The following is a 24,057-nucleotide window of genomic DNA, read 5'->3' on the forward strand; positions in this document are numbered from 1 at the left end:
TCCGGGTGAGGCCGCCATCCGGAAGCCCCGTGTCGAAGCCCATCAGCGACTACGCCCTCATCGGCGACACCCATTCCTGCGCGCTGATCGCCCGCGACGGGTCGATCGACTGGCTGTGCTGGCCGCGCCACGATTCGCCTGCCCTGTTCGTGAAGCTCCTCGACGACGAGAAGGGCGGCGCGTGCAGCGTGGCCTTCGACGGGCTCGCGGAGACGGCGCGGCGCTACGTGCCCGACACCAACATCCTCGAGACGACCTTCACGACCGCCACCGGGTGCGCGCGCCTCGTCGACCTGATGCCGGTCAATCCGCCGAGCCCCGCGCCGGATGAGGGACCCGACGGCGAGGGCGAGAGCCGGCTGATCCGCCTGCTCACCTGCGAGCGCGGGCGCGTGGCCGGCCGCTTCGTCGTGCGCCCAACCTTCGACTACGCCCGCCGTGCCTCCACCCCGCTGACGGAAGGGGAATCCGTGCTGTTCGAGGCCGGGGACTGGCGGGTCCGGGTCAATGCTTTTCCGCAGCCGCTCCTGGCGGGAGACAGCGCCGAAGTGCGCTTCACCCTGTCGGAGGGCGAGACCGCCTACCTGGTCCTCACCCACGGCGAGGACCAGGAGGAGGCCTGCATCGAGGATTTCGCCGGGGCCCAGCGCCGCCTGGAGATCACGGCCGATTACTGGCGCCGGTGGAGCGCCCGCTGCACCTATCGCGGCGCCTACCGCGACGCAGTGATGCGCTCGGCGCTCTGCCTGAAGCTGCTGACCTACTCGCCCACGGGCGGCATCCTGGCAGCCGCCACCGCGGGGCTGCCGGAGGCCGTGCCGGGCAACCGCAACTACGATTACCGCTTCACTTGGATGCGCGACGCGTCCTTCACGGTCACCGCCTTCGTGATGCTCGGCTACGTCCGCGAGGCGTCCGAGTTCCTGCGCTTCCTGCGCGAGCGGGACGGCACCTACGGGCGCGAGACCCGGCTGATGTACGGCATCTCGGACGGGATGCCACCCGAGGAGGAACTCGCCCATCTCGCCGGCTGGAACGGTGTTCGCCCGGTGGTGATCGGCAATATCGCCGAAGCCCAGGACCAGCACGACATCTACGGCGAGCTGCTGCGGGCCCTGTGCATCTTCCTGGAGGCCGTGGACTACGACCCGCCCGAGAAGGTGAATGACCGCCTGCCGGAGGTTCTCGACAACCTCACCGCCCGCGCGATCCGCCACCGGCACGATCCGGATCACGGCATCTGGGAGTTGCGCACCGGGCCGCGCCAGCAGGTCCATACCAAGGCGATGATCTGGGTGGCGCTGACCGACGCGGCGCGGATCGCCCGCAACATCGCGGGCGTTCCCGAAGAGAAGATCGCCGCCTGGGAGCGCGCCGCCGCCGAGATCCGGGCCGAGTACCACGAGAAGGGCTGGAACGCCGAGAAGCAGGCCTTTGTCGGCGCCTACGGCTCGCACCACCTCGATGCCGCCGTGCTGCGCGTGGCCCTGTTCGGCGCCCTGGATCCGAAGGACCCGTGCACCCGCTCGACCCTCGCGGCGATCGAGCGGGAGCTCGGGCAGGGCGATCTCATCTACCGCTACCGCCTGGATGACGGGCTGGAGGGCGACGAGGCGGCGTTCACGGCCTGCGCCTTCTGGCGGGTCGGCTGCCTTGCCCTCGACGGGCGCACCGGCGAGGCCAAGGCCGCGTTCGAGCGGCTGATCGCCCGGAGTAACGACGTCGGCCTGTTCGCCGAGGAGATCGACCCGGAAACCGGCAATCAGCGCGGGAACACGCCGCAGGGATTCTCCCACATGGCGCTGATCAATGCGGCGTTGCGCCTCGAGAGCAGCATCGAGCGCTACGGGATTGCCGATTCCGCGGAGGCCGCGGAGCGCCGGGCGGCCGAGTGATCGTCCGCGACAGGCCCGTCCCCGAGACCGGGCTCCCGTCAGGCGGCGATCTTCACGACCTTGTCCGGTGCGCTCCCGTCCGTCTCCGGCTCGGCGAGGCCGCGGCTGGCGCGGAAATGGTCGAGGAGGCTCTCGCCGAGGCCGTCGAGCACGGCGTCGGTGGCTGACTGCGCCTCCGGATCCACCGGCTGCTCCTCCGTCCTGTACCAAGCCAGGATCTGGTCCGGCAGCGCGTCCAGGATCGCCCCGACCGGGTTGATCGGTTCACCGCCCTCGGCGTCTTCAGCTGCGACCGCAATCACCACGGTCTCCGCCTCGTCCGCCGGAGACTCGAAGGCGGTGCGGCGCTGGCTCTCCAGGGCGGCCCGCCACGCCGCATCCGCCGCTTGGGCGTCGCGGCGTGCACTCTCTCGCGCCAGGGCCTCCGCGGCGATCGCACGCGCGGCCTCGCGGGCCTCGTCGCGGGCAGCCTCGGCCTCGTAGCGGTTCAGCAGCGCGACGATCGGTTGCATGTCCGGTGCCGGAAGGGCGTCGCAGGCCGCGATGGCGCACTCGATGATCCGCTGCGACAGTCCGGCGCCGCGGACCGGGATCGCGCGTCGGGCGACATCCTGCCAGGCGGAGACGGCGGCGTGCATCGCCGGCAGGAGCGCGTCGGGAAGGCCCGCTTGTGCGTGCAGGTCGGCGAAGGTCCGGGGATCCCGCATGGCCCGGGCGACGTCGGCATGGTTCTGGCCCGACAGGTCCGCGAGGGCCGCCTGGGCGAAGTCGGTCCGGCCCGACAAGACGGCGCGCAGGATCAGGCCGGCGGTGAGCTGCCGGCTCGTGCGCAGATGCGCCACGAGGCGCGTCACGGCGGCGGCCCCGGCACCCTCGCAGGCCTCGAGCGCCACCCGCTCGCCGGCCTCGCGGCTCATGCGGTCGCAGCGCTCCTGGCCGATCCAGCCCCGCGTTGTGACGAAGGCCGACAGGGCCTGCGCCACAGCGAGACCGATCGCGTGGCGCACCTCCGGCGGCAGGTCGGCCCGGGCGAGCAGCGCCTCGCGCAGGGGCGCCTCCTGCCCCATACGCTCGACCATGCGCAGCATCCGGCCCGCGGTGATCTTCGCGGTGGGATTGCGGGCCAGCACCACCAGCGTGTTTAGCTCGCCGATCTCGGACAGCGCGCCCGAGACTGCGTGTGACAGATGATGGCGGGCGGCGATCACCGCGCGCGTGGCTTCGTCGCCGAGCGCGGCGGCATCCACCAGGTCCGCATCCGTCAGGACCGGCGATCGCGCCAGCACGAGCCGGGCGACCTCGGGCACGTCGCAGGAGAGCGCCACGACGAGGGGGCGCGGCGCCCGCGCGGAGGCGGCGCAGGTCTCGGCCAGCGCCCGGCGGACCAGGGGCGACGGGTCGTCCAGCAGCGTGAGCAGCGCGGTCTTGGCTTCCCATGCCTCGTCGGCGGTGAGGCCGCCGTAGAGATAGGCCCGCGCCAGGGCCGTGGTGGCCTCGGCCCGGCTTCCGGCCGAGGCGTTCTGCGTCCAGGCCAGGAATTCGCGGATGATCATGGACCGCTCCGGGGGGCGAACAGGCTGTTCCTGACGCCGGTCTTCGGGCTCACCGCCGCGAATTCCGCCGGGCGGCGTGGCGGCAGAGGTGGATTGGCGAGGGCGGTGCCGGGGGCCGTCACCGCCGGCTCGGAAAGCGCGCCCGTGACGACGGGATCCTGGGCGGCACTCTGCACGGGCGGCTCCCCGTCGGAGCGCGGGAAGTAGGTCGGCGCTGCGCGGGGCGCCGGCTGCGCCGCGTTGCGGGTTTGCCGGAGCCGCGCCGCGGCGTCTGAGGCCGCCACGCGCTGGTCCGTCTGGAACAGGCTGCGCAGGTCGCTGGTGCCGCCGAACGCCGTCGCCGTGCTCGCATAGGCGGAGACGGCCTGCGTCATCGGCGCGCCGTCCTGGCGCAGGGCGGTGAGGTCGGTGGCGGCAGCACCCTGGGCCGCCGCCGACAGGCTGGCATAGAGTTCGGCCGCGGTGCGCGGCCGGCCCGCCCGGTCGTAGAACAGGCCACGGTTGGCGGCAGCGGCTTCCGGCAGGTCGAGGGCTGCGGCGCGCTCGGGAAAGGCCCGGGCGGTGGAAATCAGGGCGGCCGCGCCCTTGGCGCCGAGCACATGCGCCGCGTAGAGGTCGCCCGCGGTCGGCTCCCGGCCGAGGGCCCCGGAGAGCGCTTCGGCATTCTGCTGGGTCAGGGCGCCGGCGAGCGTGGCTGAGATCTTGGGGTCACGGCGCAGATCGAGGATCGCCTGCCGCTGTCCCGCGTCGGGGACGACGTAGGTGCCGTCCGGCTGCCGGGTGATGGCGTCGGCCTGCGCCTGGAGCCCGAGGCGAGGGCCGGCATTCTTCATCACCCCGAGCCAGGTCTGCTCGATGAACTGGAACAGGCCGGTGGCCGAGGAGGTCCCGGCTTTGGCCGCGGGGTCGAGGGCGGATTCCCGGCGCGCCGTGGCGAGCAGGTAATCGAAGCCGACGCCGCTCGCCATCGCCCCGTCGCGGATCGCCTGTACCACCGGCGCGGAAGCGGCCGTCCCGGACATCGCCCGCGCCGATGGCGGCGGGCTCTCCGGAGGGCTGGACGGCGTGGTGAACAGGAACATCCGGGCGCGCACGGGGGCTGAAGACGGCCCGAACCTGCGCCCAGCATGGTAAATAAGTCCTCAATCGGCGAAGACGAGGACAGTCCGCTTTCAGGATCCGGTGAACTCGCCCGCCCCTCTCGGCCGGCGCATCTGGAACCGCGTGTCGGCAGTGGCGTGGAAGTAGTCGAAGTAGCCGCCGCGCATGATCGGATGCATCGCCGCCGTATCGACGAGCCCGTCCTTCACGTAGCGCTCGTCGATGTAGATCGAGACCACCTGCCCGATCACCAGGAAGTTCTCCGCCTCGCCGCCTCCGAGCGGCACGAGGGGCACGGTCTGAAGCCACCGGCATTCGAGGGCGGCGGGCGAGGCCGCCACCCGGGGCGGCCGGACCTTGTGCGAGGGCGCGGTCTCCAGGTTGGCAAACGCGAACTCGCTCTCTCCGCGCGGCAGCGGCGCCGAGGAATCGTTCATCCCGTCGCGCAGGTCCCAGGTGGCGAGGCTGCAGACGAACTCGGCTCCCTCCTCGGCGAAGGTCATCGCGTCCTTGCGGCCCGAGGAGGAGAACGCCACCATGTTCTCCGCCACGGCGTTGAAGAACGAGTAGGGTGCGAGGTTGAGCTTGCCGTCCCGGCTCATGGCGCTGATCCAGCCGATCGGCCGCGGCGCCACGATGGCCTTGAGCGGGTTGTGCGGAAGCGCGCGCGCCGCCCGCGGGACGTCGAGATCGTAATACACGGCGAAGAGCCCCTCAGAGGTAGGTGACGATCTCGTCGAGCGCCGGCCGCGGGCGGTCGGACGGCACCTCGCGCGCCCGGCCGATATGGACGAAACCCGCGAGCTTCTCCGCGGGCGCCAGGCCCAACGCGTCGAGCACGCGGCGGTCATAGCCGAACCATTCCGTCAGCCACGAGGTCGCAAAGCCGGCGGCATTGGCGGCGATCACGAGGTTCATGGTGGCGGCTCCGGCTGAGAGCACCTGCTCCCATTCGGGGATCTTCACGTGTGGTCCCGCGCGGGAAACCACGGCGATGACCACCGGCGCATGCGTCAGGCGGCCGCGCTCCTGCGCCAGGCGATCCTGGGACGCATCCGGATTGTCCGCAGCGAACGTCCTGGCGATGATTTCGCCGACCCGCTCGCGGGCCTCGCCGGCGATCACGATGAAGCGCCACGGCGCGAGCTTGCCGTGATCGGGCACGCGTGAGGCCGCCTTTAGGATGGCCTCGAGCTGTGTCCGGTCCGGACCGGGGCCGTCCAGCAGCGGCGGCGGTACCGAGCGGCGGGTCTTCAGGAGATCGAGGGTGGCGGTCATGCGCTCCGTCCCGGTATCGGGTCCCGGTCGGGATGTGGCATGCTGGGGCCGCGGGTGGAAGAGCGGCCTTGCCGCCGCCATGGTCCGGATGCAGAGGCAGAGTTCGACGATCCGCCGTCCGGGCCGGCCTGGCCCCGCGCGGACTTGCAGCGCGGCCGGTGCGCCGAAGCGAGGGACGAGAGGGCTTGACCGATGCGCACGAGGCTTGCCGCCACGGCGTTGGCAATTCTCTTCACGGTTCCGCTGTCCGCTCCCGCGATCGCGCAGCAGGACCTGTTCCAGAACCGCCTCGGCGGTCCCCTGCCCTCCCCGTCGATCACAAGTCCCAACCTGCCGCCTGCCATGCCGCCGGCCGAGCCGGAGGCCCAGCTCTCCCTGTCGGCGCTGCTGTCCGGACCCGGTGTGCCGCTGCGCCAGGGACTAGCGTGGCGGATCTACGAGGATCGCGGTGATGGGACGCGCCCGGCGATCGTGGCGCGGTCCACGGATGCAGAACCGCACTTCACCCTCGCTCCCGGAACCTACGTGGCGACCGTGACCTACGGTTTCGCCAGCGCCTCGAAGCGGATCGTGATGGGCGGCGAGCCGGCCACCGACACGCTGCGGGTCGCAGCCGGCGCCCTGAAGCTCGCCGGCGCGGTCGGAGATCAGAAGATCCCGCCGGCCCAAGTCACATTCTCGGTCTTCGTGCCGGTGGGCACCAATTCCGAAGGGCGGCTTGTGCGCTCCGGGATCAAGGCCGGCGAACTCCTGCGCCTGCCCGAGGGCACGTATCACGTGGTTTCGACCTACGGCGAATCGAACGCGATCCAGCGGGCGGATCTCCGCGTCGAGAACGGCAAGGTGACGGAGGCGACGCTCAATCACCGCGCCGCCACCGTGACCCTCAAGCTCGTCGCCGCGCCGGGCGCGGAGGCTTTCGCCGGCACCGCCTTCTCGGTCCTGACGCCCGGCGGCGACACGATCCGCGAGGCGATCGGCGCCTTCCCGCAGGTCACCCTCGCCGAGGGCGACTACGTCCTGATCGCCCGGCACGACGGACAGGTCTACACCCGCGAATTCAAGGTCGAGAGCGGGCTCGACCGGGACATCGAGGTGGTGGCCAAGTCGGGCTGACGCCTCTCCGCGCCGCCGCGTTGGATCAAGCGTAGCGCCGCGCCAGCACGACACAGGCCGCGACCGCCAGCGCCGCGCCGATCATCGCGGGTTCGATGCGCTCGCCGAGCACGAGCGCTGCGACACCCAGGCCGAGGAACGGCTGCAGCAACTGGAGCTGCCCGATTGCCGCGATCCCGCCGCGCGCCAGCGCCCGGTACCAGAACACGAAGCCGATCAGCATGCTGAAGAGCGCCACGTAGGCGAGACCGGCCCAGGCGGGCAACGGGATCGCGGCGGGCTCGGCCGGGCTCAGGAGCAGGGCCAGCGGCAGGCTCACCGGCAACGACAGGACCGTCGCCCAGGCGATCACCTGCCAGCCGCCGAGCCGGCGCGCCAGGACGCCACCTTCGGCATAGCCGAGGCCGCAGACGAGGATCGCGGCCAGCATGAAGGCATCGCCGGGTCCGGGCGGCCCGTCGAGGCCGCGCGCCGCGAACCCGACGGTCACGGCGGCGCCGAGCAGCGACAGCAGCCAGAATGCCGGGGACGGGCGCTCACCCGAGCGGAGCGCGCCGAACAGGGCGGTGGCGAGCGGCAGCAGGCCGAGGAAGACCGTCCCATGCGCGGCACCCACCGTCCGCAGGGCGAGCGCCGTCAGGAGCGGGAAGCCGACCACGACTCCCGCCGCCACGATCGCCAGCGCCGGTATATCGCCGCGTTGCGGACGCCTTTGCCGTAGCGCGAGCAGAGCCCCCGCCCCCGCGAGGCCGGCCAAGGCCGCCCGCGCCGCGCTGAGAAACAGCGCATCCATGCCGGTCAGCGCGAGGCGGGTTGCCACCAGTGACGCACTGAAGATGGTGATGCCGATGAGTCCGTCGGCCCAGGCGCTCGCGGCGCCGCCGCCCGTCGCCTCAATCGCCCCAAGCCCCTTCGCCACACATCTCTCCCGGAACCGAATCCCCGCGGCAGGCATGCCGCCCGCCATGAGGCAGGGCCAGGGACGATCATGGAGCTTGCGGCCGATCTGTCCTGACCGTCCACCGGTACGGTTTTCGGGAGCGGGTTGGCGCCCGCCGGTCCGCTGCGCTCGGGTCGGTCTGCACGCAGCGCCGGACAGCCCGCCGGGCTCAAGAAGGTTCCATGTTCCGCGCTTTTACATTTCTGCGCCGGGCCGGAACGATGAAGCGGCAACTCCCATTTCCAGCGACCCAACTCGAGTTCCTGGAGATTGCAATGCGCCGCCTCGTCCTCGCCACTCTCGCCGTCGCTGCCCTTGCCGGTCCGGCGCTTGCCGCCAACGAGACGCCCCCGACCGCGGCCCCGAAATTCGAGACCGTCCCGCAGGACGCGGTGCTCAGCTATAACCTGATCGGGCTCAACGTCACCGACGCGCAGAACAATACGGTCGGCGAGATCAAGGACCTCGTGATCGATCACGAGAAGCTCGCGGGCTACATCGTCTCGGTTGGCGGCTTCCTCGGCATGGGCGAGCGCTACGTGGCGGTCTCGCCCAGCTCCATCGCCCTCGGCTACGACGCCGATGCCAAGAAATGGAAGGCGATCATCGGCGCTAGCAAGGACCAGCTCAAGTCGGCACCCGAGTTCAAGTACGAGGGCAAGTTCAAGCGCTGATCGGGACACGCCGGACAGGACGGCCGGGGGCGGCTCGGCGCCGCTTCCGGCCGAGAGGCTGCAAGACGATCATCGCGCAGACGCATGCGCCGCGCGCTAAAGGTCCGCCTGCAAGGCCTCGCGCGCCATGCGGGCGACGAGAGCCTCCCGCTTGGCCTGACGCAGCATGATCCGGGCAGCGGCACGGGCATTGGCGGCCCGCAATTCGGCCTGCGGACCGCCGTCGCGCAGTGTTCGCCAAGCGAGAGCGCGGAACCATTTCGCGTTGGCCAGAGCCGCAGCGCGGCGGCTCATCGGGCCTCCGACATCGAGCGGCTTCTCTATTGCAACGGACGCCATTGGCTCATTCCTAGACTGCGATGCGCCGCTTGTCCGTGTATGAGACAAGAAATGGCGATGCCTTGCGAGCTGGGCAATAGTGCTGCCAACGATATCTTTCCGACGGACCGCACTGATTCGGCATCACCGAAATGCGGTAGGCTGCGAATTCCGGGCCGGGAGCGCGGGTCGCGAGCAGAGCAGGCGCGCCGCGAAGCTCCGGGAACGGCGCGCGGCGGCCGCGAATTCTTGAGGTCGGGGGCCGAAGCTGGGCCGCGCCAGGTCGGGTCAGGAGGCGCACGCCGGCCGGGCGGCCCGATCCAAGGCTGGTCCGGCGCGTTCCGCGGGAGGGCAGCGTGCCGACGATCTTCGATGCCCATACCTTCGCCCTCACCGCGCATGCGGGGCAGCTCGACAAGGGTGGCGAGCCCTGCATGCGGCACCTCGAACGCGTCGCCAACGCCGCCCTCGCCCGAGCCGGTCACGCGCGACTCGTCGACGGGCTGGACATCGACCCGATGCGAGTGATGCAGGCCGCGCTGCTTCACGATGTGCTGGAAGACACGTCGCGTACAGCCGCGGACCTGCGCGCCGCCGGCTTCGAGCCGGACGTGATCAGGACGGTGACCATCCTCACGAAGCCAATATCCCGGACAGCCTATTCCGAGCGGATCGGCGCGCTGATCGGTACGGGCAACCTTGCGGCGATCCTGATCAAGATGTCGGATACCGAGGACAATCTCTGTCCGTCCCGAATTCCGGCGAACGCCACGTTTCTGAAGGAACGCTACGCCACCGCCTTCGCGCGCCTGAAGGACGCTGCGGCGGCAGCGGGTTACACAGGGCGATGACGCGTGGGCCTGGCGAACCTGCCATCCTTCACGGGCGTATCCGAGTTCGGTTCGCAGGTGCACAGGCCCGGATGAACGCTCCGGCCTCGTCCAGGGCCTGCCGGGCCTCCGGGGTCGGGGTGCCCACGAAGACGTGGCACATGCCGGGGTAACGGAAGAGCGCGACCGCACCCCCTTGGTACGCGAGGCGATCCCGGAGTCGCAGCGCGTCCGGGTGCAGGAGATCGCGGGTGCCGGTGAACACCACCACCGGCGGCAGACCGTCGAGGGGGCCGAACAACGGGCTGATCCGGGGATCGTCCGTCGGCGTATCGGCGGCCCAGAGGCGTACCGCTTCCCGGCACCCCGGCAGGGCGAGCATCGGGTCGTGCGGCGCGATGGCGCGGATTCGCGGATCCGACAGCGAAAGGTCGAGCGCGGGCGAGAACAACACCAGGCCCGCCGGCAGCTTTTCGCCCCGCTCACGCATCCGCTGCGCGATCCCGAGCGACAGGCAGGCGCCCGCGGAGTCGCCCGCCACGATCAGCCGGTCCCGCTCCGTGGCGAGCTGCGTGCTCAGGAGCCGATCGAGGAACGCGTAAGTGTCGCGCCACGTACATTCGGGAGCCAGCGGATAGCGTGGGAGGATCACGCGCGCGCCGGTGCGGTCGACGAGAGCCTCGACGATCCACCAATGCGCCACGAGCATGTCGAACACCCAGGCGCCGCCATGCAGGTAGAGGATCGTCGTCCCCGACCCGGCGGTGCGCGGCCGAATCGTGAAGACCTGCGCCCCGCACCAGACGGTCTCCTTGATCAAGAACTTGCGGTGCAGGCATGCCGACGGTCGGGCCGGTTCGACGCGCCGATGCCGGGCGATATCGTCGTGCAGGCTTCGGGCGTCGCGCGCCCGGCGCTTCATACCGCTCAATGGCAGCGCTACATCGTTGATCAGCTTGGCACGGACACTAACGCCCGACGCTCGGGCCCAGGCGACCAGTCCGAGGGACAGGAGCCCGGCCGCTCCGGCCGTCCACGCCGCATGGCGCACACCTGCCCCCACTCGCACCATCCAGTTCCGCAGAGCTCGATCGGTTCAATGGAGGCCATCCCGCCATGTTCCCGGCCGGCGTGCGCGAGGTACCGGACGGAACACGCTGCGAACCCTCGGGTTGGCCTGTCATCTGCGATCGGGACCTGGGCCCGCCGGTTCTCCGGATCGAAAGCGGACCGGCGGCCGTACCATTCAGGCGCGCGGTGTCCGATCGCGCATGAGCAGGATCGGTATGAGCACATCGAAGAAAATTCCGGCTGCCGACCGCCATCACGGCGGGCCGGGCAGCAGCCATCAGGATGCCTCGAAGCCGCACGTCGCGGAGCACCGCGGGCCGGAACCGGGCAGCGCCACCAGCGACTCAAAGTCCCATGTCTCGGGCGGGGGCGGCGAGCGCGACAGCGATCATACGCACAGCACGAAGGGTCGTGCGCCGGATCGGACCGACCGGTCGCACTGAACCGTCGCACTTCCGGGACAAAGGACGGTACGCGACCCGCACAGGGTCCGCGCACCGTCCGCGAAGACGTTCCGATGCGGCACGCCGGCCCCCTTCGCGTCGCAGGGAGGTCGCGCTCTAGCTGTAGGTCGACCCACACCGCCCGTGCGCCAGTCCCGGTACCGTCAGGAGTCGCCGCGTGGACCAGCGCTGAGCCGGCCCGGCACCCTGCGCCGAGGCTAGGCCGGTCGTTACATCCTTCCGCGATGCCGGACTGGGGCTTTGTGGTCCGATGGCTGGCCGCTCGGGCAGGTCGGGACCGGAAAGCTTTTCGTCCAGCATCAATCGCTCCTCGGAGGGCCAGGCCTCTGTTAAACCGAGGCCGGCACCGCGAGATCCCGGCCTTTCAGCGCATCGGCATGCTGCCGGACACGGTCCCCGGTACTCCGTGCAGCGCGTCCCGTACGGTCTCGACGTCGAGGCCGATGTTGCCACCGTTCGCGCCATGGACGCGTGGCCGATGGTGCCGCCGGGCGAGTGCCTCGACCACATCGGCGGTACAATCGCAGGCGAGGGCTCGCTCCGCCGGGCTGTGTCAGCTGTTCCGCGCTCCCGACATCCTCGACTCCTCGTCGGCGCTCCCGGGATCCGCTCGTTCCTGCGTCAAGGTTCGGCGGGTTGTTCGGGATCACAACCCCGGCAGCGGCACGGCTACCCGGGAACCTTTGTGGGCACGCGCGGTAGAACGGGGGCCGCGCGACCAGAGTTCGTGGCGAGGATACCGGCTTGCCCCAGACCAACCCGCAATCCACCGCCCGGATCGCCGGCCACCCGATCCATCCGATGCTGGTTCCGATCCCGATCGTTTGCTTCGTCGGGACGTTGGTGACCGACATTGCCTACTGGTTCACCGCCAATATGCAGTGGGCGAACTTCTCTGCCTGGCTCCTGAGCGTGGGGCTGATCGGTTCCGCTCTTGCGGCGCTGGCCGGCCTGATTGACTTCTTCGGAGATCGCGGCATCCGGCGTCTGCGTCCGGCCTGGATCCATGCGGCCGGGAATGCCCTGGCCCTGGTCCTCAGCATCATCAATGTCTTCGTGCACAGCCGCGACGCGTACACCTCGGTCGTGCCGACCGGGCTGATCCTGTCCGCTCTCGTGGTGTTGATTCTGCTGGTCACCGGCTGGAGCGGGGCGACCTTAATTCATCGCCATGGCGTGGGCGTGCAGATGGGAGAACGGGCATGACGCGCCTCCGACGGGTGCTGGCCACGGTCGTCCTGCTGCCGCTCTCCGCCTGCGGGCCGGATCCCATCGACCCGCAGAGTCAGATCGGGCCGAATCCGCCGCTGCCTGAGCCCCATCAGTACCTGCTGCCCCCGATGCACGTCTCCAGCGCGATCGGCTGGAAAGAGGGCGAGACCCCGCAGGTCGCCGCCGGACTCCAGGTGAAGGCTCTCGCGACCGGCCTGAAGAACCCGCGGTCGATGCTGGTCCTGCCGAACGGCGATATCCTGATAGCGGAGAGCGGCGGACCCAACCCGCCCATCAACCGGCCCAAGGAGATCATCATGGGCTGGCTGGAGCGGAAATCGCATTCGCCCGAGACGCCGGGCCAGCGCATCACCCTGCTGCGTGATGCCGACGGTGACGGCGTGCCAGAGCAGCGCAGCGTCCTCCTCGACAAGCAGAACTCGCCCTTCGGCATGGCGCTCGTCGGCAGCGATCTCTACATCGCCGAAACCGACGCGGTGATGCGCTATCCCTACAAGGCGGGCGAGACGCAGATCACGGAACCCGGTGTCAAGCTCACCGAACTGCCGGCGGGCCACATCAACCACCACTGGACCAAGAGCCTGACCGCCAGCCCGGACGGCACCAAGCTTTATGCGGGTGTCGGCTCGAACAGCAACATCACTGAGAACGGCTTCGACGAGGAGAAGGACCGGGCCGCGATCTGGGAGATCGACCGGGCGACCGGCGCGCACCGGCTCTACGCCACCGGCCTGCGCAACCCGAACGGCCTGACGTTCGAGCCGCAGACCAAGACGCTCTGGTGCGTCGTCAACGAGCGCGACGAACTCGGACCCGACCTCGTGCCCGACTACATGACCTCGGTGAAGGACGGCGGCTTCTACGGTTGGCCCTACAGCTACTGGGGCAACCACGTCGACCCGCGGGTGATGCCGCAGCGCCCCGAACTCGTCGGCCGGGCGATCATGCCCGACTATTCCCTGAGCTCGCATGTCGCACCGCTCGGGATGACCTTCTACACCGGGACGGCTCTGCCGCAGACTTATCGCGGCGGTGCTTTCGTGGGTGAGCACGGAAGCTGGGACCGCGATCCCCTCAATGGTTACAAGGTGGTCTACATCCCGTTCGAGAACGGGAAACCCAGCGGCAAGGCCCAGGACGTGGTCACCGGCTTCGTCACCGGTGACCGGCAGGCGCGTGGCCGGCCGGTGGGCCTCGCGGTCGACAGCCATGGCGGCCTCCTTATCGCCGACGACGCGGGCGGCACGGTCTGGCGCGTGACCGGCGCGAACTCGCAGTCGCGGGCCGGCCCGGCCCCGGTCATCCGCTGAGCCGGTCACGATCAAGCGGACCGAGCGCTGGAGGTCAGCCGTGACGATATCATCCCGTTCACCCACCGCCATCAGCGAGGAAGGTCGTCACGCCCGCGACCGTGGCGATCCGATCACGGCCAATCCCTACCCTGCGGGATCGGACGCGCACCGCACCTGGGAGCGCGGCTACCGGATGCCCGACGAGGAGGCGCGCGAGACCTTGCCTGCCTCGGCGGTCAGTGACGATCGCTCCGCCTCATCCTGAACCGGGCGGGCGCAGGAACAGCCCCGGTGGCGTGGAGTTCCCCAGGAGACTGACAGCAGCCCCGCGGGATCCGACTGTCGGCTAGAGGGAGATACGCCATGAAGCTCATCACGATCGCTGTTGCCGGCCTGCTCGCCGCCGTCGTCCCCGCCTTGGCCGCCGAGAACACCTCCGGCGCGACCAGCCGGTCCGGCACGGCCAACAAAACCGGCCCGGATGACGCGGGTTCGGGTTCGACTCCTGGGGCCAAGGGAAGCGGCCCGTCGACCGGTTCACTGAGCCGCTCCGGCACCATGAACAGCACGGGCCCGAACGATGCCGGCTCCGGCGCCAAGCCGGGTGCCGGGAGCCGCTGACGCAGCACTGAAAGCGACATCGCAATGCCCCGCTCGGATCGTGCCGGGCGGAGTGAGCGTTCGACACTGTGCCGTTGAACCGTTCGGAGGAGTAGCGCCGAGACCACGAGCCTCGTCGCGATTCTCCGGCTCGTGTTTCTCGGGCTCGTGCTTCTCGGGCTCGTGCTTCTCGGGCTCGCTGCCTGCGGCGACAAGCAGGCACAGAACAACGCGCCCACAAAGCCTGACGCCGCCAAGTCCGAGCCCCCGACGGATCAATCCGCTCCCGGCGCACAGAAGCCGTAAATCCCAGCTGCCGGGCCTAGGGCCGATCCGTGGCCCAAGCCACTACCAGCTGAAGCATGCTGGCGAGGCGCCCGAACGCTGTCCGTCTCAGGGCCGACCACCGGGCTCGCTCGGCCGCGACAGGCAGGGCCGTTCGGGCGCACGATCGTCGCCCCGGTCCATCACGAAAGGGGCGGCGGCACCGAAGCCCAGGGCGGCTTCGGCGAGGAGATCGTCCAGCGCGTCGGCGATCCGAACGGCGCCATCGATCATCGAATGCAGCACGCTGTTCATCAGCCATCTCCTGCCCGCTGCCGGCGGGGCCGTCGCGCGAGGACGGCCAACCGGCGGGCGGCGCTACTCAGTCCGCGTCGACGCTCATCAGACGAAATGCATCGGCAGGGCGCGGTCCAGGGCCTCGACATAGGTGCCGGCCAGAACCGCAACCGTGGCGGCGGCGACGGCAGCGGCCAGGGTCATGCGAGCAGCGAGGGTCATGGGAAGTCTCCACCGGGTCCGCGACTGTGTTCGCGGCATGGCCCTGATGTACGCCCAAGCTTTCCGGGCCGGCGTGTTCCTGCACACTTGGGCGGCAGGCGGTTACTCACGGGCGGACGTCAACGCCTGCGCAGAAGCAGAATCGCGACGATGCCGAAGCTCACGCTGAAGCTGAGCAGCGCGATCATGGGGCCGAGCCGGTCTTCGCCCATGGCTGCCTGTCTGGACAGCGCCCAAAGGACCTCACGAACGAACAGGAGGCCGCAAGTCGCCGATCCGAGACCGGCCAGGAACGCCAATGCCTTGAACACCGCTGGACCCAAGCACAAGCCGAGCAACGCTCCGGCAATCTGCCTCGCAATCCAGGAAGAGCCAGCTCCCGACGGTGATTGGCGTTAAGCAGTCCTGAGGAAGTGGTCTCAAATGCGTTGGGACATCGGCGCTGAGGTCTCGCCAGATGCGCGGTGGCTCAACCGGTCTGAAACGTCGTGTCGGGCTGGTCCGGATGGATCGTCGGAGGATCTCCGGGGCGCCGAAACCTCGGCAGCCCCGGGCGCGATATACGGGATGGATCGTCGGCGTCGACCTGCGGCCTACGCAGCCCGGACGTTGGCGAGGAAGCGTCCGACCTCGGCGGTGAGGTGCTCGGATTGGCGCGACAGCTCGGAGGCCGCGCCCAGAACCTGGCTCGCCGCCGCCCCCGTCTCCTCGGCCGCGCCCGCCACCCCCGCAATGTTGCTGGTCACCGCGTCGGTGCCCTGCGCGGCCTGGGTCACGTTGCGCACGATCTCCTGGGTGGCCGCGCCCTGCTCCTCGACCGCCGCGGCGATCGAGGTCGCCACCCCGTTGATCTCGCGGATGCGCGCCGTGATCGTGCCGATGGCGCCGACCGCCTGGCCGGTTACCCCCTGAACTCGCGTGATCTGGCCGGAGATCTCCTCGGTGGCCCGGGCGGTCTGCTCGGCGAGCGCCTTCACCTCGGAGGCCACCACCGCGAAGCCGCGCCCGGCCGCACCGGCGCGGGCCGCCTCGATGGTGGCGTTGAGCGCCAGCAGGTTGGTCTGGCTGGCGATCGACGAGATCAGCCCGATGACATCGCCGATGCGCGCCACCGCCCCGCTCAGCTCCTGGACCAGCGCAGCCGTCTGATCCGCCTCTCCGGCGGCGACCCTGGCGAGTTCGGCCGAGCCGTCGACCTGGCGGCCGATCTCCTGGACCGACGAGCCGAGCTCCTCGGCGGCCGCCGCCACAGTGTTGACGTTGCTGGCCGCCTCTTCCGCGGCGGCCGCGACCGCGCCCGACTGTGCCGAAGTCTGGCCGGCCATGGCCGACATCGACCCAGCGGTGGCCTGCAACTCGGTGGCGGAGGCCGAGACCTGGCCAACGATGCCGCCGATCGCGGCCTCGAACCGGTCGGCCAGGTGGCGCATGCCCGCCTTGCGCTGCTCCTCGGCCGAGAGCCGTGCCTGCGCGGTCTCCGCCTCCAGGGTCTCCTTCTGGATGAGGCCGTCCTTGAACACCTGCACGGCGGTCGCGATGGTGCCGATCTCGGTCTTGGCGCCCTGATGGGGAATGTCCACGGCGAGGTCGCCGGCGATCAGCGCCTGCATCGGCCGCACCACGGAGCCGATGCCACGGGTCACGCCCAGGACAATCACAACACCTGACAGCGCGGAGAGTGCCAGGGCGAGCCCGATCGCGATGAGGATCACCGTGCGGGTCTCCTCGTAGACGGCGGCGCTCTGCGCCTGCGAGTCCCGTGCCCCGTCATTGTTCATCGTCACTAGCTTCTCAAGGGCCACGGACGCTGCACGGCGCGGAACGAGGCCTGTCGTCTCGTAGAGCTGATAGGCCTGTGCCTTCTCCCCTTTACGCGAGAGGGCGACAACCTCGTCGCGAACCGCCCTGAACGTGCCGGATTCGCGGCTGAACATCTCGAACTGCGTCCGCTCCTCGGCCGAGCTGATCATCCCCTGGTAGGCGGCCGTACGGTCGGCCAGCTTCCGGTCGAAGCTCTCCATATCCTTCTCAATCTTGGCCAGGAGAGCCGGATCGGTGGCTTGCGTGTGCCGCAGGAGGAGGCCGCTGCTGCGTGCCGTGAGGGTGTCGATCTCGCCTAGCGTCCTGATGCTCGGGAGCCAGTTCGTCTCGATCACGAGGGCCTGCTCGCGCAATTTGCGCGTACTGGTGAGCCCGAGCAGGCCCAGCCCGACCACAAAGACGGTCAGGAGCGAGAAGGCGATCACGAGCTTTGTACGGATTGAAACGGTCTGTAGCGACACGGCGGCCTCTGAGCAGCCGTATAAAAAATCCGTGGCTGCAGGCTGCACGATTACAGATGAGTTTTTAACAACCTCTAATTGCCACTTGGTCCCGGCGCGTCGACGCAGCCGGGTCTTCGATCGTTCGCGCGTGCGGGATGCGACATCCGCTTGATGGCAGTTCCTGCAAGGGACCCTCGGCGTGCGGTAGCGGCGAGCCCTTCACCCTAGGTCCGGGCCACGGCGCCCGACCGCGCGCACAACGGCAACAGCCTTTAGGTTATTTGCATGAATCAGTTATTTCACAGTGCTCACGGCGAGATGCCGCGTTAGCTGCCGAAATTTATAATATTAATTTGAATACATCGACTTCTAACGTATGTTCATCAGTATATTAATCGGGCTGGCGCGAGCCTGTCTGGCCTCGACCGGCTGAACGAGGTGTCGGCATGAGAAGGCCTACTGGGCGGTGACCGGCATTTTTCCACGCTCGCTGAAACCACCGCCTGTGGTGGCTGCGTTGATCCGTCGGGACCGAGACATCGACAGGCGCCGATGAGTCGAGCATCTCGTTTGATTAAGGCGCAACGCCTTCGGCCCCTGATGCGTCGGCGAGGCGCATCGCGTCAATCCGCGATGGGAGGATCGGCGTCGTCGGGATTGCTTGCCGCAGGCGGGCGGGGCTTGCGAGCCGGCTTTGGCGAGGGTGTGGGTCTAACCTGTGGCGTCGCATGCTGAGCCGCCTTCTGCGGCGGAGTGCGGGCGGGCTGGACCACCTTGCCGGGTTCGGGGGACGGTTTGGCGGCGGGCTTGGTCTTGGCCGGTGTCGGCGGCGCAGCCGCGCCGGTCCGCACCGGCGGCGCTGGCAGGGGCGGCTTGGCCTCCGGATGCGCCGCCGCTCCCATGCTTGCCGGCTTCCCGGCCGGTTGCACCGCGGCCGGCAGGAGCGGCGCCACGGCCGCCGAGGGTGCGGTCGCGCCGAGGTTCTCCTGACCGGGCTGGCATTGCTGGCCGCAATTGGTGACGACCGCTTCGTGCGCCTTCCCCTCGATCACGGCGGACACGATGCAGCGGGCCGGATGATAGACCAATTCGTACTGGAACTTGCCCGTATCGTCCGATTCCGTCCGGAAGCGGTCATCGAGCGTCACCGCAGTGTGCGGACGCTCGGTCGTGCCGACCACGTAAAGCCGGCCGGTCGTGATCGCCGCCATCGTGATATCGGATGCGGCCCGGACAGGCCCACACGTCATGAGTGCCGCTGATCCGGCCAAGGCCAGAATCGAGGTGAAGCGAACCAAACCGTAAACCCCCGAATTCAGCCCCCGACGCCGAACGACAGACCAGTCTCACGCCCGGGCAATTCCGATGCCTGCATTGTAGAGGCCGGCCCAACCGAGCCTACCCCTTCCTCAGGCGCATGCAGTCGCCGCCGGTTGCCCGCGCGGTGGCCGTAGGCCAACCGCCGCCTCTGCCGTCGGCCGGTTCATGTTCTGGCGGATCAGCAACCGCTGCAGATCGGCTTGGCGTCTTGCCGACTCTCCCGTTCCAGGCGATCGAAGGCAGCCTCGCTGTTGCGGGCAGGTGGCGCGGAGCCCCGTTTGAAGTCGCTCTTCGCCGCGGGCGTGACGCTCGCCGTACCGGCCGGAGCCGCCGTCGGGTCGGACCCGGAAAGGTTCGCGGACGGGGTGACAAAAGCGGGCTTCTGACTGAGCTGGTCGGGGCGCAGGGGCGCCCATGCAACCCGCGCACGCATCGACGACGTCAGCTCGGCGCTCGGGTTCACGCCCCCTCGGTTTCGGCCAAGACCCGGTTTCAGGGGGCGGCCCGGCTCCGAGGTGGGCGGCAGAGCCGCGTCGGAGACCGCCAACGATGTCGTGGTCGCGCTGACGCCCGCGGTTTGCGGAGCGGACAGGCAACCTCCCAATGCCAGCCCGCAGCCGGACAGGACCGCGATCCGCAGTACAACCATAGCGACCTCCTGGTTGCCGAGAGTTCACGTGCATTGACGAGCCGGCGCGGCGGGTGGTCCCCCGTCCGGCGTCCCGGCTAACTACGCAGAATCGCGATAGAGAGACAATCCGGCGGCAGTTGGGCCACACTTCGCGTTGCGGAGTGTCCGGAGCGACTCCGTCGGGCGCGCCGATATTCATATTCGCCGAACCGTCCAGACGGCGGCGGATACAGGCCGATGGGCACGTTGGTCCGGACGAGGATCTCACGACCGCCCTCCCGGCGCCTTCGCATCCCGATCAAGCCGGTCCACCACACGATGGCTGGATCGCCGCCCCTGGGGTGAGTTGCCTCGGCGGTGTCAACGGGTCGTCGAGGCCCGATGCACGCCGTCGGAGGACGGGTAAAGTGATGCGGCCCGGTTTCACCGATCACCTCAATGGTCCGAGGCCCCTTGGCCCGGTGCGGCGGAGCGCCACTTCACAAACGCGACATCAGCATGGAGGGGGACCGATTGGCAGCACGATCCATGGACGCGACCAGCCGGCGTGAACATCAGATGTCGCGTGTGCCAGCCGGCAGCCCGGATCCGACGCGGGCACCGGTGCACAGGCGTAGCCCGATAGACTGCGCTCCTTGCACTCGCCACGTCCCACAATCTCGGCATCGTGCTTGCTGACCAGCGGGGCCATGCCATGGTGAAGGAGGTTCAATGATTGTCCCCGGCGGCCCGGGTCGCGACTACCGGCTCTACGATGTCTGTGTCGTGGGGGCCGGCCCGGCGGGCCTCGCCGTCGCCCTGGCCTGTGCCGAGCGCGGTCAATCGGTGGCCCTTCTGGAGGCCGGGGGGCTCGAGCCAGGTCCGGTCGCCGCCTTGTCGATCACCAATCTCGCGCCGCGGGCTCACGAGAGCACCGACCTGACCTTGCGCTCCGGTCTGGGCGGCACGTCGTCGGCATGGGGTGGCACCTGTGTCCCGTACGATCCGGCCGATTTCGCGGATCCATGGTGGGACCGCGATGCCGCCTGGCCGATCTCCTACGCGGAGATGGCCGAGTGGTACCGCGAGGCGGCACGCTTCCTGGGCCTGAACGGACATGCGGATTTCGAAGACCGCTATACAAGCCCGGGCGACATCCTCGATCTGACCCAGTACCACCGCATCGGCGCGCAACCGAACATCGGGCTCCTGCACAAGGAGACTTTGCAGCAATCCCGAACCATCGACGTTTTCCTGAAGACGACGCTCGCGGCGCTCCGTTGCGACGAGAGCGGATCGCGCATTGCCGCGGCGGAGACCGTCGGTGCACCGGGACGCAGGACGATCCATGCCGGCCATTTCGTCCTTGCGGGGGGCGGCCTGGCCACGACGCAGATGCTCATGAAGCTGGCTGCCGATCGACCGCAGCATTTCGGCAACGGCCGGCCGCCGCTGGGCCGGTATTACATGGGCCATCTGAGCGGCGTCATCGCTACCCTCGTGTTCCGGCGTCCGGCGGAGGCTGCCGCGTTTCTCTATTCCAGCGACGGGCGCCATGTCTGGAAGCAGCGCCGGATCAAGCTTCGCGCCGAGGTGCGGTCGGACAAAAGGCTCCTCAACACGGCGTTTGTCCTGCGCTCGCCGGACATGGCGGACCCGAGACACCGAAACGGCGCCCTTTCTGCCGTCAGCCTCGCGAGATCGATGATCGCGCCGTTTCCAGGACGGAAGCCGCCAGCCGCCGCCCCCGCAAGGACGCCGGAGCGGCGCACCGCCTCTGGATGGAAGCACGTGCAGAACATGCTGAACGCTCCGGCGGAGACCGCGATCGGTGTCGCAACCCTGATGGCTCAGACGCGCATCAAGAACATGCCGCGCCTGCTCCTCAACGCAGGCGGCAGGTACGCGCTCGATTATCACGCCGAGCAAGTTCCGGATTACGACAGCCGGATCTACATCGATCCTCGCAGCCCGGACGACCTCACTGTCGATTTCAAGTTCCTCCCGCTCGACATCGAGTCGGTGATCCGTTCGCACGAGATCCTCGACGACGCGCTACGCAAGACCGGTATCGGCCACCTTGAATATCGTTCGGCGCCGGCCTACCGCCACGACCTGGTCACCGCGCAGGCCCTGGACGGCTATCATCAGATCGGGACTACGCGCATGTCTTCAAGTCCAGATCATGGTATCGTCAATCGGGATTGCCGTGTGTTCAACTTTGGCAATCTCTATATCGCTTCCTCAAGCGTATTTCCCACATCTGGCAGCGCGAACCCGACTTTGACGACTGTGGCCCTGGCCCGGCGGCTTGGTTCTCACCTTGGATCGAATAGATCCTGACATGTCTAAATTTCGGGTCGGCAGCACCCAGTTTTCGACGTTGTTGGACGCGCCTTGCGGTCATGGTCTCGGATTGGCTCTGGATTCGATGTGGGAAGCACCTCTCGGAGAACGGTTGTACCGGTCGGCGCTCGGCCTGATCGGAAAATGCGCGCACTTCGCGAAGCAAGAGGGGCAACTCATCGTCTCGCTGCACTCCATCTCGCCGGGGCGCCGCAGCGATCTCCATGTGAGCGCACTGTCGATCAGCGCTGAATTTCTGGAAGACCTGATCCGCGATTGCGCACGAAAGAGTATCCCGATCCTGGGTCTCGCGGAGGCGCTTCAGCGCTGGCACGCACGGGATCGGCGTCCTTTCCTCGTTCTCACGTTCGATGACGGCTACCGCGATCTCTACACGAATGGCTTTTCTATCCTCGAACGCCACGGCGTTCCCTTCACAGTCTTCGTCACGACCGGAATTGTCGATCGGTCCGCACCGATGTGGTGGCACGCGCTGGAGCTCGCCCTCGCGCGTACGGATCGGTTCCACGTCGCGGCCGGACCGTTGGCCGCCGGAAGCCCGAGACAGAAATTGAAGGTCTTTCGGGATATCGCGGCGCGGTTTCGTGCAGCCGACTCCGACCTGCAAAGGCGCATGCTCGAAGACTTGGCCAACCGAAACGAGTCCCTGCGCCTCGAGGACGCCTATGAGAGCGGGCTCGATTGGGCCATGGTCCAGGCGATGCAGAACAGCGGGCTGGCCGAGATAGGGTGTCATTCTGTGAGCCACCCGGAATTCGCCGGTCTGGATCGGCACGCGATCAGATCCGAAATCACGCGGAGCCGGGATCGCATTGCGGAAGTGGTCGGTGTCCCGCCGCGCTTCTTCGCCTATCCGTATGGTCAGCCTCACGAGGTCGGAGCCTGCGCTCCGGCAATCGTAAAGGCCTGCGGGTTCCAGGCGGGTCTCTCCACGAACCCGGCTGCCCTGTCGTGGCATCCTCCGGGAGACGATTATTTGATCCCGCGCGTGGTCTTATCCAAGAAGGGCGAAGATCTCATGGTGGTGCAGTCGTATCGATCGGGTTGGCCGCAGAAGATCCGTACGCTTCTGGCAACTTGATCGATGTCCCGTGGTGACCCCGACCGTGACGCGTGCATTGATCCTAACATCGCGTTCAGCCTCATCATCTCGACGATCGGCGAGACGCGTCATTTCGAACGATTGTTGAAGAGTCTCGTTGCGCAGCGATTCAGGAATTTCGAAGTCATCATCGTCGATCAGAGCCCGGACGCACGGGTCCAGGACCTGATCGAGGCGTATCGGGATAGGCTGACGATCCTTCACACCTCAAGCGCCAGGGGTGTCTCCCGCGGACGGAATCGCGGCATCGCGTTGGCGCGGGGACGGTTCGTCGCCTTTCCCGATGACGATTGCTGGTACGCGGAGGATCTGCTCCAGCACGTTCATACGATGCTGACCGAGACGCGCGTCGACGGCGTGTTCGGACGCTGCCTCGACGCGCTCGGCAGGAGCGCTGCAGGACGGCATGCAAGGACGCGCAAGATCGTCAACAAGAACAATGTCTGGAGCTGCGGCGTCTCCGCCACGATCTTTTTCAGGAAGACCGTGCTAGACGATGTCGGTCCATTCGACACCACGATCGGACTGGGAAGTGGAACGCCCTTCCTCTCGGGCGAGGAGACGGACGTGATCCTACGCGCGCTCAGCCGCAGGTGCACGTTCCAATATGACCCCTCCGTCGTCATCTTCCACGACTCTGTTTCGGAGGAGACCTTCACGCGCGACCTCGCGAAGGCTTGGTCCTACGGCCTCGGCATGGGGCTGATCCTGCGCCGGCATCGCTACGGCATGCCGTTCGTCCTGTACTCGGTGACGAGGCCCGTCGTCGGCGCGGCTCTCAGCCTGTGCATGGGACGGTATCGCCTGGCCGGCGTGAGGCTCGTCAGGGCGGCGGCTCGGTTCGAGGGATGGAGACGAGGGGGCTGAGCCGGACGGCGACCCATCGATGCACGCGTCCCGAGGCGGTGCACGCGTTCCAGCGACGGCGTGTCCCGATGCGCTTGATCCGGTCTGTCGACACGGCCTGCGCAGATGTCAGTGGCCCTGGGGACGCCGATTGAACCACGCGCTTCCATGAAGCGGGGGTAAAGGGCGGCGCAGGGTCAGCAACCGTGAAGGCGGTGAAAGGCCGCCCGAGCAACGCACCCGTCCGTGCTTAGAAACATCTCGGATTTGAGATAGCTTGGTGGGCGCACTAGGATGCGAAACTAGAGCCCGCTGATTAAAATTTACCAGCCGGCAAATGTTAGCTCGCGTTATAGCGCGGCCGCACGCGGTCTAACGTCCTTATGCCGTTACGTATCTG

General features: G+C 68.5%; 23 protein-coding genes. 12 read left to right on the forward strand and 11 right to left on the reverse strand.

Annotated features, from left to right (window positions below; genetic code table 11):
• The first annotated feature begins 29 nt into the window (after positions 1 to 29).
• Complete coding sequence (locus ACYCO6_RS22515; RefSeq protein ID WP_459763445.1) at positions 30 to 1,895, forward strand: glycoside hydrolase family 15 protein; 1,866 nt, start codon at positions 30 to 32, stop codon at positions 1,893 to 1,895.
• Positions 1,896 to 1,933: 38 nt separating this feature from the next.
• Here the strand turns inward: ACYCO6_RS22515 and ACYCO6_RS22520 are convergent, their stop codons facing one another.
• The 4 genes from ACYCO6_RS22520 to ACYCO6_RS22535 all read right to left on the reverse strand — a co-directional run bounded on the left by ACYCO6_RS22520 (position 1,934) and on the right by ACYCO6_RS22535 (position 5,827).
• Complete coding sequence (locus tag ACYCO6_RS22520) at positions 1,934 to 3,448, reverse strand: DUF2336 domain-containing protein (protein ID WP_459763447.1); 1,515 nt, start codon at positions 3,446 to 3,448, stop codon at positions 1,934 to 1,936.
• Positions 3,445 to 4,530, reverse strand: coding sequence for a lytic transglycosylase domain-containing protein (locus ACYCO6_RS22525; RefSeq protein ID WP_459763449.1), 1,086 nt, complete (start codon positions 4,528 to 4,530; stop codon positions 3,445 to 3,447). Before ACYCO6_RS22525 ends, ACYCO6_RS22520 begins: the two co-directional genes overlap by 4 nt.
• A gap of 90 nt (positions 4,531 to 4,620) precedes the next feature.
• Complete coding sequence (locus tag ACYCO6_RS22530) at positions 4,621 to 5,250, reverse strand: flavin reductase family protein (protein ID WP_459763451.1); 630 nt, start codon at positions 5,248 to 5,250, stop codon at positions 4,621 to 4,623.
• A gap of 13 nt (positions 5,251 to 5,263) precedes the next feature.
• Positions 5,264 to 5,827 carry a nitroreductase family protein gene (locus ACYCO6_RS22535; RefSeq protein ID WP_459763453.1) on the reverse strand — a complete coding sequence of 188 codons (564 nt, stop codon included), beginning with the start codon at positions 5,825 to 5,827 and terminating at the stop codon, positions 5,264 to 5,266.
• A 192-nt stretch (positions 5,828 to 6,019) separates the two neighbouring features.
• Between ACYCO6_RS22535 and ACYCO6_RS22540 the strand changes: the two genes are divergently transcribed.
• Positions 6,020 to 6,943 carry a hypothetical protein gene (locus ACYCO6_RS22540; RefSeq protein ID WP_459763455.1) on the forward strand — a complete coding sequence of 308 codons (924 nt, stop codon included), beginning with the start codon at positions 6,020 to 6,022 and terminating at the stop codon, positions 6,941 to 6,943.
• A gap of 25 nt (positions 6,944 to 6,968) precedes the next feature.
• Here ACYCO6_RS22540 and ACYCO6_RS22545 read toward each other — a convergent pair whose 3' ends face one another.
• A complete protein-coding gene (locus ACYCO6_RS22545; protein WP_459763457.1) occupies positions 6,969 to 7,862 on the reverse strand; it encodes a DMT family transporter in 894 nt (297 codons plus the stop codon).
• Positions 7,863 to 8,158: 296 nt separating this feature from the next.
• On the opposite strand from ACYCO6_RS22545, the gene ACYCO6_RS22550 reads away from it, so the two are divergent.
• Positions 8,159 to 8,557: a PRC-barrel domain-containing protein gene (locus ACYCO6_RS22550; protein WP_459763459.1), complete on the forward strand. Its 399-nt coding sequence runs from the start codon at positions 8,159 to 8,161 to the stop codon at positions 8,555 to 8,557.
• Between the two features lie 96 nt (positions 8,558 to 8,653).
• Here ACYCO6_RS22550 and ACYCO6_RS22555 read toward each other — a convergent pair whose 3' ends face one another.
• On the reverse strand, positions 8,654 to 8,851 hold the full coding sequence (locus ACYCO6_RS22555; RefSeq protein ID WP_459763461.1) for a hypothetical protein: 198 nt from the start codon (positions 8,849 to 8,851) through the stop codon (positions 8,654 to 8,656).
• Positions 8,852 to 9,231: 380 nt separating this feature from the next.
• Here ACYCO6_RS22555 and ACYCO6_RS22560 point away from each other — a divergent pair, with 380 nt between their 5' ends.
• Positions 9,232 to 9,726 carry an HD domain-containing protein gene (locus tag ACYCO6_RS22560; RefSeq protein WP_459763463.1) on the forward strand — a complete coding sequence of 165 codons (495 nt, stop codon included), beginning with the start codon at positions 9,232 to 9,234 and terminating at the stop codon, positions 9,724 to 9,726.
• A 28-nt stretch (positions 9,727 to 9,754) separates the two neighbouring features.
• Here ACYCO6_RS22560 and ACYCO6_RS22565 read toward each other — a convergent pair whose 3' ends face one another.
• Positions 9,755 to 10,627 carry an alpha/beta hydrolase gene (locus ACYCO6_RS22565; RefSeq protein ID WP_459773669.1) on the reverse strand — a complete coding sequence of 291 codons (873 nt, stop codon included), beginning with the start codon at positions 10,625 to 10,627 and terminating at the stop codon, positions 9,755 to 9,757.
• A 364-nt stretch (positions 10,628 to 10,991) separates the two neighbouring features.
• Between ACYCO6_RS22565 and ACYCO6_RS22570 the strand changes: the two genes are divergently transcribed.
• From ACYCO6_RS22570 to ACYCO6_RS22590, 5 genes are all read left to right on the forward strand, one after another.
• Positions 10,992 to 11,219 (forward strand): hypothetical protein, encoded by a 228-nt coding sequence (locus ACYCO6_RS22570; RefSeq protein ID WP_459763465.1) that lies wholly within the window; start codon positions 10,992 to 10,994, stop codon positions 11,217 to 11,219.
• 765 nt (positions 11,220 to 11,984) lie between these two features.
• Positions 11,985 to 12,446 (forward strand): DUF2231 domain-containing protein, encoded by a 462-nt coding sequence (locus ACYCO6_RS22575; RefSeq protein ID WP_459763467.1) that lies wholly within the window; start codon positions 11,985 to 11,987, stop codon positions 12,444 to 12,446.
• Positions 12,443 to 13,783 carry a PQQ-dependent sugar dehydrogenase gene (locus ACYCO6_RS22580; RefSeq protein ID WP_459763469.1) on the forward strand — a complete coding sequence of 447 codons (1,341 nt, stop codon included), beginning with the start codon at positions 12,443 to 12,445 and terminating at the stop codon, positions 13,781 to 13,783. The genes ACYCO6_RS22575 and ACYCO6_RS22580 overlap by 4 nt, the downstream gene beginning before the upstream one ends.
• Before the next feature lie 40 nt (positions 13,784 to 13,823).
• Positions 13,824 to 14,030 carry a ribosome modulation factor gene (locus ACYCO6_RS22585; RefSeq protein WP_459763471.1) on the forward strand — a complete coding sequence of 69 codons (207 nt, stop codon included), beginning with the start codon at positions 13,824 to 13,826 and terminating at the stop codon, positions 14,028 to 14,030.
• Between the two features lie 98 nt (positions 14,031 to 14,128).
• Positions 14,129 to 14,386, forward strand: coding sequence for a hypothetical protein (locus ACYCO6_RS22590; protein ID WP_459763473.1), 258 nt, complete (start codon positions 14,129 to 14,131; stop codon positions 14,384 to 14,386).
• 372 nt (positions 14,387 to 14,758) lie between these two features.
• On the opposite strand, the gene ACYCO6_RS22595 is transcribed toward ACYCO6_RS22590, so the two are convergent.
• The 4 genes from ACYCO6_RS22595 to ACYCO6_RS22610 form a co-directional block, all read right to left on the reverse strand.
• A complete protein-coding gene (locus ACYCO6_RS22595) occupies positions 14,759 to 14,944 on the reverse strand; it encodes a hypothetical protein (protein WP_459763475.1) in 186 nt (61 codons plus the stop codon).
• Between the two features lie 323 nt (positions 14,945 to 15,267).
• Positions 15,268 to 15,459, reverse strand: a complete 192-nt coding sequence (locus ACYCO6_RS22600) for a hypothetical protein (RefSeq protein WP_459763477.1) — start codon at positions 15,457 to 15,459, stop codon at positions 15,268 to 15,270.
• A gap of 282 nt (positions 15,460 to 15,741) precedes the next feature.
• Positions 15,742 to 17,430 carry a methyl-accepting chemotaxis protein gene (locus ACYCO6_RS22605; protein WP_459763479.1) on the reverse strand — a complete coding sequence of 563 codons (1,689 nt, stop codon included), beginning with the start codon at positions 17,428 to 17,430 and terminating at the stop codon, positions 15,742 to 15,744.
• A 605-nt stretch (positions 17,431 to 18,035) separates the two neighbouring features.
• On the reverse strand, positions 18,036 to 18,623 hold the full coding sequence (locus ACYCO6_RS22610) for a hypothetical protein (RefSeq protein ID WP_459763481.1): 588 nt from the start codon (positions 18,621 to 18,623) through the stop codon (positions 18,036 to 18,038).
• A 1,451-nt stretch (positions 18,624 to 20,074) separates the two neighbouring features.
• On the opposite strand from ACYCO6_RS22610, the gene ACYCO6_RS22615 reads away from it, so the two are divergent.
• Genes ACYCO6_RS22615 through ACYCO6_RS22625 form a run of 3 tightly spaced genes read left to right on the forward strand, consistent with a single transcriptional unit; the run spans position 20,075 to position 23,678 of the window.
• The gene (locus tag ACYCO6_RS22615) at positions 20,075 to 21,685 is read left to right on the forward strand and encodes a GMC oxidoreductase (RefSeq protein WP_459763483.1); all 1,611 of its coding nucleotides are present in this window, start codon (positions 20,075 to 20,077) and stop codon (positions 21,683 to 21,685) included.
• Position 21,686: 1 nt separating this feature from the next.
• Positions 21,687 to 22,790, forward strand: a complete 1,104-nt coding sequence (locus tag ACYCO6_RS22620) for a polysaccharide deacetylase family protein (protein WP_459763485.1) — start codon at positions 21,687 to 21,689, stop codon at positions 22,788 to 22,790.
• Between the two features lie 3 nt (positions 22,791 to 22,793).
• Positions 22,794 to 23,678 (forward strand): glycosyltransferase family 2 protein, encoded by an 885-nt coding sequence (locus ACYCO6_RS22625; RefSeq protein ID WP_459763487.1) that lies wholly within the window; start codon positions 22,794 to 22,796, stop codon positions 23,676 to 23,678.
• The last annotated feature ends 379 nt before the right edge of the window (positions 23,679 to 24,057 follow it).

It is taken from the genome of Methylobacterium sp. CM6257, assembly GCF_054611515.1.

Coding starts and splice junctions, on each gene's coding strand:
- ACYCO6_RS22520 (WP_459763447.1), bottom strand. CDS start 3,448: ATGATCATCCGCGAATTCCTGGCCTGGACGCAGAACGCCTCGGCCGGA.
- ACYCO6_RS22525 (WP_459763449.1), bottom strand. CDS start 4,530: ATGTTCCTGTTCACCACGCCGTCCAGCCCTCCGGAGAGCCCGCCGCCA.
- ACYCO6_RS22535 (WP_459763453.1), bottom strand. CDS start 5,827: ATGACCGCCACCCTCGATCTCCTGAAGACCCGCCGCTCGGTACCGCCG.
- ACYCO6_RS22540 (WP_459763455.1), top strand. CDS start 6,020: ATGCGCACGAGGCTTGCCGCCACGGCGTTGGCAATTCTCTTCACGGTT.
- ACYCO6_RS22550 (WP_459763459.1), top strand. CDS start 8,159: ATGCGCCGCCTCGTCCTCGCCACTCTCGCCGTCGCTGCCCTTGCCGGT.
- ACYCO6_RS22555 (WP_459763461.1), bottom strand. CDS start 8,851: ATGAGCCGCCGCGCTGCGGCTCTGGCCAACGCGAAATGGTTCCGCGCT.
- ACYCO6_RS22565 (WP_459773669.1), bottom strand. CDS start 10,627: ATGAAGCGCCGGGCGCGCGACGCCCGAAGCCTGCACGACGATATCGCC.
- ACYCO6_RS22570 (WP_459763465.1), top strand. CDS start 10,992: ATGAGCACATCGAAGAAAATTCCGGCTGCCGACCGCCATCACGGCGGG.
- ACYCO6_RS22580 (WP_459763469.1), top strand. CDS start 12,443: ATGACGCGCCTCCGACGGGTGCTGGCCACGGTCGTCCTGCTGCCGCTC.
- ACYCO6_RS22590 (WP_459763473.1), top strand. CDS start 14,129: ATGAAGCTCATCACGATCGCTGTTGCCGGCCTGCTCGCCGCCGTCGTC.
- ACYCO6_RS22595 (WP_459763475.1), bottom strand. CDS start 14,944: ATGAACAGCGTGCTGCATTCGATGATCGATGGCGCCGTTCGGATCGCC.
- ACYCO6_RS22610 (WP_459763481.1), bottom strand. CDS start 18,623: ATGGCGGCGATCACGACCGGCCGGCTTTACGTGGTCGGCACGACCGAG.
- ACYCO6_RS22615 (WP_459763483.1), top strand. CDS start 20,075: ATGATTGTCCCCGGCGGCCCGGGTCGCGACTACCGGCTCTACGATGTC.
- ACYCO6_RS22620 (WP_459763485.1), top strand. CDS start 21,687: ATGTCTAAATTTCGGGTCGGCAGCACCCAGTTTTCGACGTTGTTGGAC.
- ACYCO6_RS22625 (WP_459763487.1), top strand. CDS start 22,794: ATGTCCCGTGGTGACCCCGACCGTGACGCGTGCATTGATCCTAACATC.